Origin of the sequence: Flavobacterium sp. ACAM 123 (assembly GCF_000264055.1) — a bacterium.
Lineage (GTDB): Bacteria > Bacteroidota > Bacteroidia > Flavobacteriales > Flavobacteriaceae > Flavobacterium.
This window is the reverse complement of sequence record NZ_AJXL01000029.1, coordinates 1-18,621: the sequence shown is the minus strand read 5'-3', so window position 1 is coordinate 18,621 and position 18,621 is coordinate 1. Positions and strand designations below refer to the sequence as shown.

The 18,621-nt window shown below is 36.1% G+C and carries 19 protein-coding genes; 10 read left to right on the top strand and 9 right to left on the bottom strand.

What is annotated here, in order from left to right; translation table 11 throughout:
* Positions 1 to 35: 35 nt before the first annotated feature.
* Genes A3SG_RS0107260 through A3SG_RS0107240 form a run of 6 tightly spaced genes read left to right on the top strand, consistent with a single transcriptional unit; the run spans position 36 to position 6,282 of the window.
* Positions 36 to 1,172: an alpha/beta hydrolase gene (locus tag A3SG_RS0107260; RefSeq protein WP_016989360.1), complete on the top strand. Its 1,137-nt coding sequence runs from the start codon at positions 36 to 38 to the stop codon at positions 1,170 to 1,172.
* Complete coding sequence (locus A3SG_RS22260) at positions 1,173 to 1,754, top strand: hypothetical protein (protein WP_232226299.1); 582 nt, start codon at positions 1,173 to 1,175, stop codon at positions 1,752 to 1,754.
* 47 nt (positions 1,755 to 1,801) lie between these two features.
* The gene (locus A3SG_RS22255) at positions 1,802 to 2,602 is read left to right on the top strand and encodes a leucyl aminopeptidase family protein (RefSeq protein WP_232226295.1); all 801 of its coding nucleotides are present in this window, start codon (positions 1,802 to 1,804) and stop codon (positions 2,600 to 2,602) included.
* Between the two features lie 4 nt (positions 2,603 to 2,606).
* The gene (locus A3SG_RS0107250; protein WP_035663557.1) at positions 2,607 to 3,821 is read left to right on the top strand and encodes an acetyl-CoA carboxylase biotin carboxylase subunit family protein; all 1,215 of its coding nucleotides are present in this window, start codon (positions 2,607 to 2,609) and stop codon (positions 3,819 to 3,821) included.
* A gap of 51 nt (positions 3,822 to 3,872) precedes the next feature.
* Entirely contained in the window at positions 3,873 to 5,528 is a 1,656-nt protein-coding gene (locus A3SG_RS0107245; RefSeq protein ID WP_016989358.1) for a M1 family metallopeptidase, read from the top strand.
* Between the two features lie 58 nt (positions 5,529 to 5,586).
* A complete protein-coding gene (locus A3SG_RS0107240; protein WP_016989357.1) occupies positions 5,587 to 6,282 on the top strand; it encodes a DUF4240 domain-containing protein in 696 nt (231 codons plus the stop codon).
* Positions 6,283 to 6,291: 9 nt separating this feature from the next.
* On the opposite strand, the gene A3SG_RS0107235 is transcribed toward A3SG_RS0107240, so the two are convergent.
* From A3SG_RS0107235 to A3SG_RS0107210, 6 genes are all read right to left on the bottom strand, one after another.
* Positions 6,292 to 7,482, bottom strand: a complete 1,191-nt coding sequence (locus A3SG_RS0107235; protein WP_016989356.1) for a hypothetical protein — start codon at positions 7,480 to 7,482, stop codon at positions 6,292 to 6,294.
* Between the two features lie 15 nt (positions 7,483 to 7,497).
* Complete coding sequence (locus A3SG_RS0107230; protein ID WP_016989355.1) at positions 7,498 to 8,328, bottom strand: type 1 glutamine amidotransferase; 831 nt, start codon at positions 8,326 to 8,328, stop codon at positions 7,498 to 7,500.
* A gap of 45 nt (positions 8,329 to 8,373) precedes the next feature.
* A complete protein-coding gene (locus tag A3SG_RS0107225; RefSeq protein WP_016989354.1) occupies positions 8,374 to 9,480 on the bottom strand; it encodes a carboxylate-amine ligase in 1,107 nt (368 codons plus the stop codon).
* A gap of 113 nt (positions 9,481 to 9,593) precedes the next feature.
* On the bottom strand, positions 9,594 to 10,541 hold the full coding sequence (locus tag A3SG_RS0107220; protein WP_016989353.1) for a RimK family alpha-L-glutamate ligase: 948 nt from the start codon (positions 10,539 to 10,541) through the stop codon (positions 9,594 to 9,596).
* A gap of 62 nt (positions 10,542 to 10,603) precedes the next feature.
* The gene (locus A3SG_RS0107215; RefSeq protein ID WP_016989352.1) at positions 10,604 to 11,317 is read right to left on the bottom strand and encodes an esterase family protein; all 714 of its coding nucleotides are present in this window, start codon (positions 11,315 to 11,317) and stop codon (positions 10,604 to 10,606) included.
* A gap of 252 nt (positions 11,318 to 11,569) precedes the next feature.
* Positions 11,570 to 11,959 carry a hypothetical protein gene (locus A3SG_RS0107210; RefSeq protein WP_016989351.1) on the bottom strand — a complete coding sequence of 130 codons (390 nt, stop codon included), beginning with the start codon at positions 11,957 to 11,959 and terminating at the stop codon, positions 11,570 to 11,572.
* Between the two features lie 71 nt (positions 11,960 to 12,030).
* Here A3SG_RS0107210 and A3SG_RS0107205 point away from each other — a divergent pair, with 71 nt between their 5' ends.
* Entirely contained in the window at positions 12,031 to 12,414 is a 384-nt protein-coding gene (locus A3SG_RS0107205; RefSeq protein ID WP_016989350.1) for an acyl-CoA thioesterase, read from the top strand.
* Between the two features lie 160 nt (positions 12,415 to 12,574).
* Here A3SG_RS0107205 and A3SG_RS0107200 read toward each other — a convergent pair whose 3' ends face one another.
* The 3 genes from A3SG_RS0107200 to A3SG_RS0107190 are packed head-to-tail and all read right to left on the bottom strand — an operon-like array spanning position 12,575 to position 14,693.
* Positions 12,575 to 13,147 (bottom strand): GNAT family N-acetyltransferase, encoded by a 573-nt coding sequence (locus A3SG_RS0107200; RefSeq protein WP_016989349.1) that lies wholly within the window; start codon positions 13,145 to 13,147, stop codon positions 12,575 to 12,577.
* 6 nt (positions 13,148 to 13,153) lie between these two features.
* Entirely contained in the window at positions 13,154 to 14,416 is a 1,263-nt protein-coding gene (locus tag A3SG_RS0107195) for a mechanosensitive ion channel family protein (protein ID WP_016989348.1), read from the bottom strand.
* On the bottom strand, positions 14,409 to 14,693 hold the full coding sequence (locus A3SG_RS0107190; protein ID WP_016989347.1) for a DUF3817 domain-containing protein: 285 nt from the start codon (positions 14,691 to 14,693) through the stop codon (positions 14,409 to 14,411). The genes A3SG_RS0107195 and A3SG_RS0107190 overlap by 8 nt, the downstream gene beginning before the upstream one ends.
* A 103-nt stretch (positions 14,694 to 14,796) precedes the next feature.
* On the opposite strand from A3SG_RS0107190, the gene A3SG_RS0107185 reads away from it, so the two are divergent.
* From A3SG_RS0107185 to A3SG_RS0107175, 3 genes are all read left to right on the top strand, one after another.
* Positions 14,797 to 15,324: a DUF6155 family protein gene (locus A3SG_RS0107185; protein WP_016989346.1), complete on the top strand. Its 528-nt coding sequence runs from the start codon at positions 14,797 to 14,799 to the stop codon at positions 15,322 to 15,324.
* 107 nt (positions 15,325 to 15,431) lie between these two features.
* Complete coding sequence (locus A3SG_RS0107180; protein WP_016989345.1) at positions 15,432 to 16,976, top strand: DEAD/DEAH box helicase; 1,545 nt, start codon at positions 15,432 to 15,434, stop codon at positions 16,974 to 16,976.
* A 132-nt stretch (positions 16,977 to 17,108) separates the two neighbouring features.
* Positions 17,109 to 18,440 carry a DEAD/DEAH box helicase gene (locus A3SG_RS0107175; protein ID WP_016989344.1) on the top strand — a complete coding sequence of 444 codons (1,332 nt, stop codon included), beginning with the start codon at positions 17,109 to 17,111 and terminating at the stop codon, positions 18,438 to 18,440.
* Positions 18,441 to 18,621 lie beyond the last annotated feature (181 nt).

Sequence of the window (18,621 nt, the reverse complement as noted above, 5' to 3'; positions counted from 1 at the left end):
TACTACTTATTTTATGAAATACCACAATACAAGCTATGAATTTTGACGCTACAAGCAGTACTTTAAAACCTAACGATACCATCATAAAAACAGGACTCCACATAATACTAACTACTGATGAGGATGATTTACGACCGGTATATCTTTCGGGTAATTTTAACGAGTGGCGCACGCAGGATAAGGAGTTCATGATGGAGAAAATTGGAAGTGAATTATATCATTTCAAATTCACTCATGATTTTGACTATCCAGAAACATTATTGTATAAATTTACAAAAGGAGATTGGAGTGAAGTGGAAATTGACAGCAACGGCAACCGTACCGAAAACAGATCTACAACGAAACACACAGGAATACAACAAGAGCATGTGGGAAGATGGAGAAAGAACTGGCTGCCATTCAAACAAAGCTATTTGCCTCAAGTCCTTCTGATTTCTGATGAATTTGAAATTCCCCAGCTTAACAGAACTAGAAAAATATGGGCATTACTTCCTCACGATTATGATACTTCAAAGGAAAACTACCCCGTGATGTATTTGCAAGATGCTCAAAACTTATTCAATGAGGACGCCGAATATGGCAATTGGGAAATTGACAAGAAACTGGCTGTAATGTCAGAATATAAAATTGGTAAAATTATTATAATTGCCATTGAACATGCAGAAGAGGATAGGATAAACGAATATAATGTTGGAAGAACAGTATTAGGGAAAGGCCAGGGAAAAAAATACATTCGGTTTGTGACTAAAACGTTGAAACCATTTGTGGATACTAATTTTCGTACCAAAAAAGACCGTGCTAATACCGGAATCGGAGGCAGTTCGATGGGAGGATTAATCAGTATTTTTAGCGGATTGAGATACCCAAAAGTATTTGGTAAATTAATGATTTTTTCTCCTTCACTTTGGGTTAAACCCGATATGAAAATAAAAGTAGATGAAGAAGATACGGAGGACACTAAAATCTATTTATATGCCGGCGGGGATGAAAGTGACACGATGATCGAACATGTGAAAAACTTCAAGGATCGCGCTATTGCAAGTGAGTTTATAAAAGATAAAATGAAAATTAAGTTGAGCATCAATACCGAAGGCAAACACAATGAGACCTATTGGAGTGATGAATTTCCTAAAGCTATTGAATGGCTTTTTTTTAACACAAAAGACAATTAGATGAAAACTAAAGAAAGAAATAAATTAGAAAATTTTTCAGGAACGGTTTTAATACCCGTATTTGAAACCACAGCTAAAAGTATTGTTCCAATTAAATTTGAAGGTTTAGAAATTTCTTCAAAAGTTTTCTTCGGAAAGAAAGACAGCTATTATTTAGCCGATAAAAATGACAATACATACATTTTTATCGGTTTGGGTAAAGCAATCGATTATAAAACTTTAAAAACAACAGCCAGGAGGATCTCTACTAAAGAAAAAGAAGCTTTTGGAAAAAGTGTAGCCTTATTTGTACCTGAAGAATTCAGCAGTGACGAAGTAGAAGCAACAGTTTCCGGATTGTTGTTGGGTACTTATAATTTAGGCCATTTTAAAAAAGGGGAGGAGCATCCCTTTTTAAATCCTGAATTTGAATTGGAAATTTTATCTTCTAAAGAGTATGCTACAATCATCGATAAAGCGATAAAAATTGCTCGCGCCCAACTTCAAACTTTAGCTCTAGTTGACTTACCACCAAACAAGGTGACGCCAAAGTATCTGGCAAATTGGGCTTTGGATAAAGGTAAAAATACGGTTTTGAGGTAAATGTTCTAGGTTTAGAGGCTTGCGAAATAGAAGGACTGGGTGCTTTTTTGGCGGTTGGAAAAGGCAGTCAAAATGAGCCTCAATTTGTAGTAATGACTTATACTCCTAAAGAAACAGTACCGCACTTAAAGCATGTAGGTCTAGTGGGAAAAGGAATCACTTTTGATACTGGAGGTTTAAACATAAAAACGTCTGGGATGGTACATATGAAGTGTGATATGGCTGGTGGTGCTGCTGTTTTTGGCGCCATGCAATTGATTGCTGATTTACAATTGCCCGTAAAAGTTACCGCGATCGTTCCATGTGCAGAAAATGCTGTCGACGCAAAAGCATTTTTGCCAAGTGATGTAATACAAAGTTACAGCGGAACTTCAATTGAAATTATTGATACTGATGCTGAAGGTCGTTTAGTCCTCGCTGATGGTATATCCTATCTGATAAAAAATTACCAACCAGAATATATTGTGGATATCGCTACGCTTACTGGTAGCAGTGTTGGCACATTGGGTTACGAATGTGGCGCTTTATTTACTAATAATGAATCGCTATCTAAAAAACTACAGGATGCGGGAGATTCAGTAGGGGAGCGTCTATGGCAATTACCGCTTTGGGATGTCTATAGACAGGATATAGAAAGTGATATTGCAGATGTCAAAAATTATAGTGGCAAACCAGTTGCTGGTGCCATTAGCGCAGCTAAATTTCTAGAATATTTTACTAAAGAGCATGCTGCATGGGCACATTTAGATATTGCCGGTGTTGCGTTTGGCGATGATGAATTTGCAAAAAGCAAACATGCCACGGCGTATGGAGTACATTTACTAACCAAGTTCATTGAAAATTTATAAGCTTATGCAAAATCCTAAAACCTTCATTTGTATTTCGAATTATTTCAAAGGAGCCGATTTTTTAATTCATTTAAAAAGTCTAGGCAACAAAGTCTACCTGATAACCAGCGAGAAACTGAGAGATAAGCCATGGCCACATGATTATATAGACGAAACCTTTTACATGCAGGGTAAGGATATCGATTGGAATTTAGAACATCTATTGCTAGGTGTCGGTAATTTAATGAAGTCGAACCAAGTCGATGCCATTGTCGCATTAGATGATTATGATGTAGAAAAAGCTACTTATCTAAGAGAGAACTTGCGAATAGATGGTATGGGGCAAACTACGGGACGTTATTTCAGGGATAAACTGGCGATGCGCATGAGAGCGAAAAGTTGTGGTATTTCTATCCCTGCTTTTTGTTCTTTATTTAACGATCATGACATTAATACTTTTGCCGAGACCGTTTCTCCTCCTTGGGTTTTAAAACCACGGTCAGAAGCCTCAGCATCCGGTATCATAAAAGTATACGATAAAGAAACGCTATGGATTCATATTACTGAAATGGGGAATAACCGTTTCAAATATTTATTGGAAAGGTTCAAACCTGGAGCTGTTTATCATTGTGACAGTTTGATCTCAGATCGGAAAGTTATTTTTAGTTTAGTTTCAAAGTATTTAGCCACTCCTATGGAAATATCCCATGCAGGCGGTGTTTTTTGCAGTTCTAATATTCCTTATAATTCAGAAGACGATAAAGCCATAAAAAAGATGAACGAGCAGGTCATTAAAGATTTCGGTTTGAAACATGGAGCCGCGCATACAGAATTTATAAAAGGTGATGAAGATGGAAAAATATACTTTCTGGAAACATCATCACGCGTAGGTGGAGCACATCTAGCTGATATGGTAGCAGCTGCTTCAGACATAAATCTTTGGAAAGAATGGGCAGCTATTGAAGATGCGTTAGTAAAAGAAAAAAAATATACGTTACCAAAAGTAAAAAAAGAATATGCTGGAATTGTATTAACATTGTCTAAATATCAAAATCCCGATTTATCTTCTTTTTCTGATCCTGAAGTTTGCTTTAGAGTTCCTTTAGATTACCACGCCGGATTAGTAGTTCAGTCTGATAAAAGGGAACGGATTTTAGAGTTATTAAATGATTATGTAGACCGCTTAGTTGCTGATTATACTGTTGTAGTGCCACAGGATAAAATAGCAAAGTTGCATTAACAGCAATAGTTCTAATTTAAAAATAGAGTTGCATTAAAAGATTCCGCATTCATGAAAAATTTCATTGTTATAATTTGTGCCGCAGTATTCATTTCAAATAGTAGTATTGCCCAAGGACTATTAAATAAGCAGGAAATGCTGTTTACCAAACAAGACAGTTTGAGAGGAAGTATTACGAAAGAACGAGCGTGGTGGGACGTGAAGTACTATCATTTAGATGTTAAAGTGAATCCTAAGGACAGTACTATAACAGGTTCGAATACCATTAAATATCAAGTTTTACAAGAATACAACCGCATGCAAATTGACCTGCAAAAACCTATGGAAATTTATAAAGTAATCCAGGATGGTGTCGAGTTAAAATACAAAAGAGAAGGAAATGCCTTTTTTATTGAGTTGGTTGCGCTTCAAAAACCAAGTGTCGTAAAAGAACTTACCGTTTTCTATGGCGGTAAACCAAAAGTGGCTGTCAATCCGCCATGGGACGGTGGTATTACTTGGAAAAGAGACAGCAATGGTAAACCATTTATAGGGTCTTCTTGTCAGGGTTTAGGCGCCAGTGTTTGGTGGCCTAATAAGGATCACATGTATGACGAGGTAGAAAGTATGCTAATTAGTGTAAACGTTCCTGGAAATCTGACAAATGTATCTAACGGACGTTTGCTTAGTGCTAAAAAATTAAAAGACGGAACAAAAACATTTAACTGGTATGTGTCGAATCCCATCAATAATTATGGAGTTAATATAAATATTGGCGATTACGTTTCCTTCTCGGAAAAATACAAAGGGGAGAAAGAGGACTTAGATTGTAGCTATTATGTCTTGAGAGATAATTTGGCGAAAGCCAAAGAACAATTTAAAGATGTCCCCCGCATGCTGAAAGCTTTTGAGCACTGGTTTGGACCCTATCCGTTTTATGAAGACAGTTACAAGCTGGTAGAAGCTCCTTATCTAGGAATGGAACATCAGAGTTCAGTTACCTATGGGAATGGGTTTGAAAACGGATACAGAGGCAGGGACTTGAGCGGGACAGGCTGGGGTCTTAAATTTGATTTTATTATCATACATGAATCAGGGCATGAATGGTTTGCCAATAACATCACTTATAAAGATATCGCAGATATGTGGATTCACGAGAGTTTCACCAACTACTCCGAGAGTCTTTTTGTGGAATATTATTATGGGAAAGAGGCGGGTTATGAATACGTTAGGGGAATCCGGAAAAACATTCAAAATGACAAACCAATTATAGGTCACTATAATGTAAACAATGAAGGTTCGAGCGATATGTACTACAAAGGTGCCAATATGCTGCATACTTTACGCCAAATTGTAAATGACGATGAAAAATGGAGAACTATATTAAGAGGTTTAAACAGTACTTTTTATCATCAGACCGTTACCACAAAACAGATTGAGGACTATTTGAGTGTCGCTGTTGGATTGGATTTGGAACCTTTTTTCAATCAGTATTTAAGAGACACCAGAATCCCTACTTTAGAATATTTCTTCAAAGGTAGTATATTGGAGTTTCGTTGGACTAACTGTGTTCCTGGATTCAATATGCCAGTCAAAATTTTTCTAAACGGCGAAGGAAAATGGCTTAAACCAAATACAATGTGGACAAGTGATACCATTACCGTAGAAAAGCCGAAACTTAAAATTGATCCTAATTTTTATGTAGCGGAAATTGATATTACAGAATAAAATTAGTTAATTTTACCTAGGTATAGAAAAAGTCAAATTGTCCAATTCCTTTTGTTTTATGAAAAATTCCATTTCAGTAGTATCTTTATTTTTATTCTTCAGTATTGCTGTTTGTAGTCAAAAAAAGGAGCAAAATCGAGAAATAGTAGTAGATAGTATTAAAAATCCTGAAGTTAAATATCTGCTTCATCTGGATTCCATATCACTTTCAAAATCGAGTGAAATGTTAGAAGAGGAAGTCTACTGGGCGATAATTGACAGTTCGCTGCATGAAACCACAAACCAAGAAGATCAAGAACTTTATTTAGTTTCAGCAATTGAGAAGTTGACTCCTCAAGAAATGATAGGCTTCCGTTTAAGGACAGACAAACTCCTTTTTGACAGCTATAATCCAGAATTGTGGTGCGCTGCTTATATTGTAAGTGGCGGCTGCTCTGATGGAGGGTTTGAATATTTTAGATGTTGGTTGATATCCCAAGGTAAAGCTGTATTTTACCGTGTCAAATCTAATCCTGATAGTTTAATCAATGAAATGATTGAAGGTAAGGAATCCTATGAGTTTGAAGGGTTTTGGTATGTAGCGATGAATGCTTTCAAAAATAGAACTGGTGAAGATTTATATTCTTATATTGATTATGACACTTTCGTGACAAATGACGAAAACTATCCTTTGTTAAGCTTTAATTGGAACCCGGATGAGCCTTCAACTATGGGGGAAATTTGCCCAATTCTATTCGAAAAACTTTGGAAATAGAACGGTTATTTACCTTTCAAATAAACCGATAGTTCCACCTACCCAGTCTCTGTCTTTATTGAATTTAACGCCAATCATTTCGCCTCGGCTCAAACGCACGAGATTGCACAATAGAGTAGGAGCATCATCTTCTTTTTTCCAAACGCAAAGTACACGGACTTCTGCCTTTACATTGCCGTCAGGGGATTGTACTATGGGGATATAGTTTACTTTTTTTTGAAGAATATAAAGTTCTTTTTCTACAACAGCTTCGATATCTTCTTTCTTTACATGAAAAATAACTCCCGTTCCAGAAAAAGAAAATAAAGGTTTTAAAACGTAATTTTCTAAATCTTCAGGAATTGCTTTTAAATCACTCAACAAGGTCGTTTCGATGAAATACTTCCCTTTCAAGAAAGGCAAAATGAATTTACTGATTCTGAAAAACCAATTGGGATGTCCAGCCCATTCGACGTCCAAATCATCGGAGAAACTGAAATCTAATTTTAAATCTGTACGTAAATCCAGTTCATCGAAGATTACCCTATTGTAAATTCGTTTTACAAGTTTCTCTTCGTTATTTTCATTTTTATAAAACAGCTGTCTGCCTTTTTTAATCAATTCTGTTACACAAATAATTGGTATACCAATATCTCTTTTACAATAGTCAAAATCAATTTTTGTGTTTTGCTTTTCAGGTTCTATTTCGAGTAAAATTACATTTTCCTTTAGATGATTGTTGCAAATTTCTTCTTCTATAATCTTCAGGTATTCTTGTGGATTCATACCATTAAAGAATGGAGTCAACCCACTAAGGAAAGGATACTGATTTACAAACTTCTCGTATAAATTAGTTTGATAATTATACAAGGAAGGAAATCCTTGCACTTCTATCAGCTTTGGGATTACAGCACCGTCCTCTTCGCAGATTCCAAAGTCAATAGCCAAAAAAGTAGTGTGTTCATCTTCATTGGGTACTTTAGTGTTTAACTCCAATGCTTTATTTGTCATTAACTTAAAGTCATCTTGTTGAATTAAAGCTATGACTTCATTACAGCCTTCTATTAATTGGTCTTTTAACTCATCAGCTATAAAAAAAGGTGTTTCCCCTATTCGAAAAGTAGGTTCATAACCAAAATCGGAAGCAATATCTTCTTTTAATTGCAGATACTTTTTTTCCGTGAATTGCGTATTGAATAGTTTTCGATATTTTGAAATCATAGCGAGTTAGCAGAGTTAATTGGACATCATCTTTTTTGTTTTCATCAGGTCATTTATGGCTGCACGAAGAAAATTTGGTATCAAAGTTTCATTTGTTTTGTAGATCTTATCATCGTCCATTAAATCTTCCAGCATAATCTTGAACTTCTTATCTCCTTTCATGCTTTTTATCTTTTCTTTGGCTTCCTTATTTCGAAGATGAGAAACAAAACTTATGGGATCCGCTTCAGGATGGAATTGTGTACCTACAAAATAATCCGTGAATCGGACGGCCATAATTGCGCGCTCGTACTGCACATGATCTCTTATTTTTTCTAAGGAAATTATTTTGGCGCCCTTTTTCTTGAAAACGCTTAGCTTGGGCTGTACCACCTGGTAATCTCTGGAATCGATAGCATAGAAAGGATCGCTTAATCCTTCAAAAAGAGGATCAGTTTGACCTTCTACTGTTTTATGCATTTTCATTACACCAAACGAAGTATCATTCCTTTTGGTGATTTCTGCTAAGCCAAAATGCTTGCAAGCCATCTGAAAGGAATGGCAGATAAACAATACGTGCTTTTTGACTGGATTTTCAAGATTCCATTTGCTTAAGGCATCAATAAAAGCGTAATATTTTATATCCCAGGTCCCATCACCAACTAATGGATTTCCCGGGCCTCCCGTGGAAATATAGATGTCGTATTGGTCGATTTCGGGTAATTCACATTTTCCCCTTACATCATAAATTTTGAAGCTTACCAAAGGACTAAATCGGTTTATTATGTCAATTATACAGCGCATTCCCTGATTGGGTACTCCGTCGTACATATCTAAAAGGGCTATTGTAATTTTTTTCTTATTCATGGGGAACTCTTTAATCAAAGTAGGTTACAAAGATAATCTAATAATTTACAAGCCCTTAGTGAATTCGTCTGTTATAAAATCGACCACCTTTGTTATGTCATTCGTTTTCTCAAATACCGCCAATTGTTTGGCCGCTCCAGTTCCGTTTTTTAATATCTGATGCACATAACTTATTTGATCACGGCTTCCCAACTCATCAACGACATCATCGACAAAATCCATTAATTCGAGAATCAGTACTCTTGTTTCCACTTCTTTTTGAAGTCCGAAATCAATCATGTGTCCTTCGATACCATAGCGAGAAGCTCGGAATTTATTTTCTTTTATCAGCGCCAGTCTGTAGATATTAAAGCTTAAATTTTGCTGGTTCAGCTTATATAACTTAGCTACAATAGCTTGTATAACAGAGACAATACACATCGTTTCTTCAACCGTTAAACTCATGTCGCAAATACGGAATTCAATGGTGTCGTAAAAGGGATGCAAACGCAAATCCCACCAAATTTTCTTTGGGTTATCAATACAGTTGGTATTAACTAAGGTCTCTAGAAAATTGTCATAAGAGGCCACCGATTCAAAATATTCTGGTAATCCGGTTCTTGGAAACTTGTCAAATACTTTTGTTCTAAAGGATTTGTAGCCAGTATGACGGCCTTCCCAAAAAGGAGAATTGGTGGAAAGCGCAAATATATGAGGCAAGAAATAACAAGCTTGATTCATTAATTTCAGCCCTATTTCGCGATTTTCGATTCCCACATGACAATGCATTCCAAAAATTAGATTCGAACGTGCCGCATCCTGTAACTCGTTTACGATGTTATGGTATCGAGGGTCATCAGTGATGGGCTGGTCTTGCCACTTTGAAAAAGGATGTGTTCCGGCACCGCCCACAATCAACCCTTGTTTGTCTGCTAATTCAACAATCTTAGTTCTCAAGTATTTAAGTTCTTTTTCGGCTTCATTCACATTCGTGCAAATATTCGTGCCTACTTCTACGACAGATTGATGCATCTCTGCTTTTACTTGTTCGTTCAATGTAACCTTGGCTCCGTCAACAATTTTCGACAAATGCGAACGCAAGTCTCTAGTTTCAGGATCTATAATTTGATATTCTTCTTCAACACCAAGTGTAAAAGCAGGTAGTTTTTTCATTTTTCGAGTTTTTTTTGGAGCAATTTCCAGCTATTCGATACAATCCATCGCGTTAAAAAACGAGCTGGGATTTCCTCTTCTATCTGGGCTAGGCATTCCGGTTCCTGAGAAATTTATTTGCTCGCAACTGCGTCTTTCATAAAAGTTCCCCATGTCAAATTCATTTTTCCAGGCTTTTGTTTTTTTGCAGCGGCGATAGCCATTTTTGCAGATTCTTCCACTACCCATTCAAAGTTGTCTGCGCCCACAGAGGTCAGTTCAGCATCGGGTGCAGGATTTCCAAAATCAATAGCATACGGGATACCGTCACGGACAGCAAACTCCACTGTGTTAAAATCATAACCCAATCCTTTACAAAGTCTTAAAGTATATTCTTTTACGGTGGCGAGTAATTTCTTATCCACGGGCGGGCCATCAATCACATAACGGAGGTGAGGCGCATTTCTCGGTTCGTATTGCATAATTCTAACCGCTTTACAGCCTAGACAATACACCCTAAAATATTCAGTAAAAACAATCTCTTCTTGAAGCATCATAACCAGTTGTCCTGTCTCCTGATGTTTCTGCCAGAATTCTTCTTTGTTTTCTAAACGGTACACATTTTTCCATCCGCCACCTGCATACGGCTTCATGTAGGCGGGAAACTTTACATAATCAAAAATACCTTCCCAGTCCATAGGAAATTTTAAGTTCCGGAATGATTTACCGGAAGTATCTGTGGGGTGTTCTGCAGAGGGTAATAAAACAGTATTAGGCAACGGAACTCCAAGGGTATCCGCTAGCCCGTTATTGAAAAATTTATCGTCAGCACTCCACCAGAAAGGATTATTTATCACATTTGTACCCGTTAATGCGGCATTCTTTAGATAAGCACGATAAAAGGGAACGTCTTGAGAAATACGGTCAATGATTACTGCATATTCTCCGTCTTTATTTTGAACGACTTTGTCAATAGAAACGGCCTCAGCAATGATTCCTTTTTCATTTTTCGAATTAATACGATCTATAAACGCCTGAGGGTAGGTTTCTTCCATCCCAAATAAAATTCCAATTTTTTTCATCTTTATATTTTTTTATCTTGTGACTTTAATCTTATTGTGTTTTATATGTTCCATCGCTATTGCTACAAAAATTTTATTCTGGATAAGTAATGTGAAAACATTTCTTTCCATAGCGGCCAGTCATGCTTCTTATCCTGCCGAATGTCAAGCCAGTAATGTACATTTCTTTCGCTCAAGACTTTACTTAATTTCAGATTGGCATCAAAACAAATATCCCAATTTGAGGTACCTAAAACGATATCCATTTTCCATAACTCAGGATCTTCTAATCCATATAAATAATCTTCGGGACTATTGAAAAACACATCATCGTTGTGAAAACCTTCAAGAAAGCTCTTGATGTTAAAAGCACCACTCATAGAAAATAAATGACTGACATAACCGGGATGTCTAAAAGCGAAATTCGCGGCATGGTAGCCTCCAAAACTACAACCGGCAATGGCAACCTTTCCTGAGGGAGTATTGTTTTTTACTTTTTCTACGAGTTCGTGGCAAATCATTTTGTCGTAGCGAACATGGTTTTCGATTCGATGGACGGGGTGAATGTGTTTGTTGTAAAAGCTGTCCTTATCAATACTGTCCGGACAGAATATTTGTATTAACCCTTGCTCGACATACCACTTGACCGACTCTATCAAGCCCATGTCCTTGTTCTCATGGTAACTTCCCATTGAAGTAGGAAATAGAATTACAGGGTATCCAGAATGCCCAAAAACTAACATTTCAATCTCTCTATTTAGGTTGGGAGAATACCACTTGAAATATTCTTCTTTCATATACTTTGCTTTTAACAATAATAATGAAAATATCCTTTCCGAATATATAAATTACTTATATAATTCCTTTTTTACAATAAAAATTATAGGAATACCTAAAATATTTGATATCCCTATTATTTTGCAACTAAAGCCTAATTTTATTGAGAATATGAAAATAAAATGATATGGTTAGGCCTTGGTTTTGGATTGAAATTAAAGCTATTTTAAATAAAATCAATGTTTTACAGAGATAAATTATTTAATAAAAGGTTATTCAAACAATTGTACCTGACTTTTTAATCTTTCAATCAACATGGTCATCATTCTTTTGTTGAGATTTGAGGAGTTCTGGACATAAAACGAATATTCCTCAATTGTAAATAATCCTATCACTATTCCCCTTAACGCATTTCGGTATTTGCTGTCCTTTTGAATTGCATTTTCTATGATTGCCAGTTTTTCCTCAGTGGTTTGAGAATTAAAATCGCTATTGTATTTAGCCGAATAATTTTTGAAAGAGGCGATAAACAAATCATTTTGCAACTTTAGGATGGGGCGAAGTACCTCATTCTGGAACATTTCTTCTGAGGAGGATTGTGTTCCTACACTTCCTATTGTTTCCCCACGGAATTCTTTTAAAAAAACATCTCTTTGAATCATCTTTTTTTTCTTTAAAATTATAAAAAATTGAGCGGAGATAGGTTACTTTCGCATTATAAAAAATAAAAAAGATGAGATTTCACACTAGGAAATGGATAAAACCAGAAGATCTAAACCCAAATGGTACTTTGTTTGGTGGGCAATTGTTAGCTTGGATAGATGAAGAATTGGCTTTATACTCGATTATTCAATTAGAGAATCAAAGAGTGGTGACCAAACACATGTCGGAAATTAATTTTACCAGTTCTGCAAAACAAGGTGATATTATCGAAATTGGTATTGAAGTCGTAAAGTTTGGAAAGACATCCCTTACGTTAAAGTGCGAGGTTCGGAACATGATGACCCGTGAAACGATTATTTCAATAGACACTACCACCATGGTCAATTTAGGAGAAGACGGAAAGCCAAAAGCGCATGGTAAAACAGAGATTGAGTTTGTTAAAAATCGCCTTTAACCATTTGATAATGATAGGAATAATGGCGATATTTCTCTTATGAGGTATTGGTGAATTAATAGCTTCAGGTTACTTTACAGTTTTACCCTTTGGTCTAAAGTAAACCATTTACAAAAACCATATTTTTAATTCGCTAGTCAGCAATAATCAAAGGTCATTTTTATGTTTGTAAAGCTGTATTTCTTTTATCACTATCTAAAATAGCATATTGAAAATTGTCTGACCAACCGGATTTCAATGGTAGCAGCTGCCGTCCTCGTCCTTCTTGTATCATTCCCACCTTTTCAAGTACTTTTATGGAAGCGATATTTTCTACGGCACATCCTGCCTTTATTCGATGCAGATTTAAATCTTTAAATCCAAAATCCAAAATTCTTTCTAATGCTTCCGTTCCATATCCTTTTCCCCAATGATCGAAATGTAACTTGTACCAGACTTCGGCACTTCGATGCTTTTTGTTTCCTAAATTTAGGGCAAACAAACCAATGAATTGATTCGTCTTAATTTCCTCAATTACATAGGTATAGATCTTTATTTCTTTTTCTTTATTTGCTGCTATCCAAGACTCAATTATTCCCCTAGTTTCATTACTGTTTTCAGGAATTCCCAATGTATTAAACTCATCGGTTTCCACCAAAGAATGTAAATTATGGATCGCGCTTAAATCAGAGGTTTCAATCAGTCTCAGTTTTAATCTTTTGCTAAAGAGTTCTATTTTTTTTGTTAGAAGCATTAAAATTTATGTTTGTTTTAGAAATTCGCTGTTAGAAGGTAGTTCGTATAGTTCGAGGTCAAAATAAGGTACCGATGCAATTATGTGATCAAAGATATCTGACATGATATACTCATAATTTTGCCACTGTTTGTCGCTTGTAAAGGCATAGACCTCTAGCGGTACGCCCTGTGATGTTGATTGCAATTGACGACAGAGTAAAAATAGATCTTTATTTATGGCCGGATGATTGTTAAGATATTGTGTAATATATTTTCTGAACAGTCCTAAATTAGTAATGTTGCGACCATTAATAGCAAGCGATTTATCAATAGCATTATTCGTATTGTATTGATCAACTTCGGTCATTCGAGTATCAATATAATCACTAATTAGCGCGATTTTTTTCAGTTCGTTCAACTGCTCGTTACTCAAAAAGCGGATGCTGCTCGCTTTAATCAGGATATGTCTTTTTATACGTCGCCCATCAGAGTGAAGCATCCCACGCCAGTTTTGAAAAGAGTCAGAACTCAAACTATAAGTTGGAATGGTCGTAGTGGTATTGTCAAAATTTCGAACCTTTACGGTGGTCAGATTGATTTCAATCACATCCCCGTCAGCACCAAATTTAGCCATGGTAATCCAGTCACCTATTCGCACCATATCATTTATAGCCACTTGGACACTTGCTACAAAACCTAAAATAATATCCCTAAAAATCAATATAATCAAAGCAGACACAGCTCCAAAAGTGGTCAAAAGTTCTGTATGACCAATCTCAAATAACCTGGATAAAATAATGGTAATCCCAACAATCCACAATACAATCATGATGACCTGGATGAAACTATCAATAGGTTTATCGCTATATCGAGGTTTTAGTTTTAAATAATCCCTTAAGGCATTAAAAATGGTCCTAATTATCCAAAGTACTAAAATAACAATGTAGACACCTACTAATTTTCCAAAAAGACCTTCCCAATATTCATATCGTTGTAAGATTATAGGAACTGATTTGTAGATAAACAACAACGGAATTAAATGGGCTATGTATTTCGCGGTTTTATTAGTGACTAATAAATCATCGAATTGCGTTTTGGTTTTTCGCGCAATAAAAATCATTACGGTTACGAGGACCAGCCGGAACACCACGTACATGGTGTATGCCAAAACGCAGAGTAAGATTATATTAAAAAACAAACTCAAATAGGATGCAAAACTATATCCCATTCCCCATTTTCTGAGTATCGGATAAAAATAGCCAAATATTTTTTGGATGAATTTAAACATTTCCGCAGTATTTTTTCTCTACATAAAAAGTACCGAAGGGAATTAAAGAGGCTAATTGGATAATAGCAAAGGTCTTAAAATCCCAATTTTGATGTTTTTTTAATAAAGTCGCCAGTATGACATACCCAATAAACAAAACGCCATGACTCATTCCTATAGGATAAAGTAAGGTTTTATAAAGATCAAAATTATTGGGTTTGATAAACAACATATTCGAAAACAACGCCAAATAAGATATTCCTTCCAGAATGGCTACGACCTTAAAAAATTTGAGCATGTACTTTATTTTTATTAATTATGGGCAAAATTAAGTAATTAGGATTGATTTTATGGGTATTCAATCTTAAAGTCTTTTACTTTTGTAATCTGAAACTTTTAAAATGAGCAAACGCGATTTAAAAAAATATTTAAACGAACTGACGAAAGAGCAACTCGAAGAGCAGGTTATCGAATTGTATGAGAAATTCAGTCCGGTAAAAGTGTATTATGATTTTGTGTTTAACCCAAAGGAAGAAAAGCTGCTGCAGGAATGTAAGCTTAAAATTTCGAATGAATATTTCCCTATGACAACGGGTGCCAAACGTAAAAAGCCAAAGATGCGACGTTCCGTTGCCCAAAAGTACATTAAACACTTTATCACTTTGGGCGTAGACCCTTTTATAATAGTAGATGTGATGCTCTACAATATCGAAATCGCACAAACTTTCTCTTCAGAAAATACCATCAAACACGAGCTCTTTTATAAAAGTATGGGCACTTCCTTTGAGCAGGCTGTGATTTATATGATTGCAAACGGCATCCTCAACGAGTTTAAAACCAGAATTAATGGAATTCATAAGGAAACGATTACGCAAAACTGGATAAACGAACCAGAATTCAACGCAATCATCGAGAGATTTGAGTATTAGCTAATCCTCATAACAGAAATTACTTCAATCCATCCCTATATTTTAAATTATATATAACAGAATAACTGTTTTTTAGGTGTATTTTTGCAAAAACCCAACAAAATACAATGTTTGAAAATACTATAGAAGTAGAAAAAGAAGACCGAAAAGAGCTCTATGGATACCAAAAAGGAGATATTGATTCCATTTTTGAAAGGATAGACAATGCACCAAAACAACATCACCTATTATATCAACTGCCTACCGGTGGTGGTAAAACGGTAGTGTTTTCTGAAATCGTTCGTCGCTATTTATCTAAAAGTGACAAGAAAGTAGTTGTTTTGACACACCGGATTGAGCTGTGTAAGCAAACCTCTAAGATGTTAAAAGGCTTTGATGTAAAAAATAAAATTATAAACAGTAAGGTAAAAGACCTTCCGGACCAAAACGAATATTCTTGTTTTGTGGCCATGGTAGAGACCTTGAAAAACCGTATCAATGACGAGAAACTGCATTTAGATAATGTAGGACTAGTTATTATCGACGAAGCCCATTACAACTCGTTCCGTAAGTTACTGAGTTCGTTTACAAATGCCTTTATCCTTGGCGTTACAGCGACTCCGCTGAGTTCAAATATAAAACTGCCAATGCATGAAAGCTACGATGAATTAATCGTAGGGGACACCATTAATTCCTTGATTGAAAATGGTTTCTTAGCAAAAGCAATCACATACAGTTATGATGTAGGTCTGACCTCTTTGAAGGTTGGAATTAACGGAGATTACACCGTTAAATCATCTGATGATTTGTATACTAATATGGCCATGCAGGAGAAATTATTGCACGCCTACACCGAGAAATCATTGGGTAAAAAGACCTTGATTTTCAATAACGGAATTAACACTTCCTTATATGTTTATGAAACATTTAGAGAAGCGGGTTATCCTATCCGTCATCTTGACAATACCAGCAGCACTGAGGAACGTAAAGATATCTTGCAGTGGTTCAAGAAAACACCAGATGCGATTTTGACTTCGGTTGGGATTTTGACCACTGGTTTTGACGAACCTACCGTAGACACCATTATTCTGAACAGAGCTACAAAATCGTTGACTTTATATTATCAAATGATTGGTCGTGGTTCCAGAAAACTGCCGAACAAAGATATGTTTACCGTAATCGATTTAGGAAACAATGCAGCTAGATTCGGTTTGTGGAGTGAGCCTGTAAACTGGCAACATATCTTCAAATCACCGGAGTTTTATCTAGAAAACTTACGTGATGACACAGAGATAGAATTGTATTTCAAGTATTCCATGCCAGCAGACTTGCGCGCCAAGTTCAGTAAAACTGCCGAAGTAGGATTTGATGTCGATGAAGAGCACAAACTCATCATTGCCCAAAACCTGCGTTCAAAAGTAGTTTTAGACAAATCGTTAGAACAACATTCATCGATGTGTGTAGACAATACAGAAACATTGCAGCAAGCCAAATCATTGTCTCGCGAACTAGACGACGATATTGAATGCCGAATCAAACGCTATTCTAAATGTCTGAGCCAGTGTAGTAAAAACTACCGCGAATGGCTGGTTGATGATTACAAATTAAAAATGACCTTAATGATCGGGAAGAAGTATCGGGAGAGAATCATGAACGAACCTGATGACGAGTAATATAAGGAGCAATTCCCGCTGTACACTGTATCTGTTGTGGTGAACACCACCACAACAGGATGCCGTTTCCATCAGGGCTAGAAATCCAGCATACAAAACAACTATCTTTTATAAAATAATAAATCCAAAAAAATGCCAAAACAATTCTCTGATTTAGGGATTTCAGCACCAATTCTAAAAGCAATTTCTGAATTGAAAATTGTTGAACCCACAGAAATTCAGCAAAAAGCAATTCCGCTACTTTTAGCAAACACAACTGACTTGGTTGGACTCGCAAAGACAGGAACCGGAAAGACAGCTGCTTTTGGATTGCCTCTTTTACAATTAATAGATACAAGCTCACCTGCGGTACAAGCGCTTATTCTGGTTCCTACAAGAGAGTTGGGAAATCAGATTTTTAGAAACCTAGAAGATTTTGCAAAATACCTTCCTGAAGTTTCTATTGCGGCCACCTGTGGTGGAATTCCAATAAAACCACAAATCGAGCGCCTAGCTGCACCCACACATATTGTGGTAGCAACACCGGGTCGTTTAATTGACTTAATACAGCGCAAAGCAATCCATCTTAAGGAAACTAAATTTCTTGTCTTAGATGAAGCCGATGAAATGGTGACCATCTTGAAAGAAAGCCTGGATGAAATTATTGCCGAATTGCCTAAGGAACACAAAACATTATTGTTTTCGGCTACTATGCCAGGAACCATAAAACAACTGATCCAAAACTACTTGAATAAAAACGTCGTTCAGGTGAGTGCTAATATGGAAACAGTAGGGAATCAAGGAATCGATCACGAGTATATTGTGGTGGATCCTATTGAGAAACTAGATGTTTTAATGCATTTCCTGAATTCAAAAGAAGGAGAACGCGGAATCATATTTTGCAAGACCAAAGCGGCAGTGAATAAACTGGCCAAAAATTTAGCCATCAACCGTTTCTCTTCGGGAGCCTTGCATGGTAGTTTGTCACAAGGAATTAGAGACCGCATCATGGAGCAATTTCGCGAAGGGCACATCAATATCTTAGTAGCGACTGATTTGGCTGCCAGAGGAATTGACGTAAAGGAAATTTCGTATGTGGTTAATTATCATTTACCAGATGCGTATGAATCTTACGTACACCGTAGCGGAAGAACAGCAAGAGCAGGAGCGAAGGGACTTTCTCTAACGGTACTGCAAGAAGAAGAGGTACAAGAGATCGCCGACTTTGAAAGAGAACTGGGAATCAAATTCACTGAATTTAAAAAACCAAGCGCGTTAAGCATCGAAGAAAACAATACCCTTCTATGGGCCAAACAAATATTCAAAACCAAACCCAACCATGAGGTGGATCCGGAATTGAAGACTAAAATAAAAACCGTTTTTCATCATTTAACTAAGGACGAATTAATCGAAAAACTATTGGCTAATTATTTGTTGCAAAACAAAAACGAACCAGTAGAAAAACCAGTTAAAAGACAAAAATGAAATAATACTTTTTCTGTTTTATAAATAATAAACCATTGCAATGCTTGTAAAAGCGATGCAATGGTTTTTTTTGTTTTAATTAGTTCAAGTAGTTTCTTTATTATCCTTTTTAGCCCAAAGCACAAAACATAGGAAAAAGATTAATTGTTTATTGAAAAACCACAAAAAGAGGTGTATATTT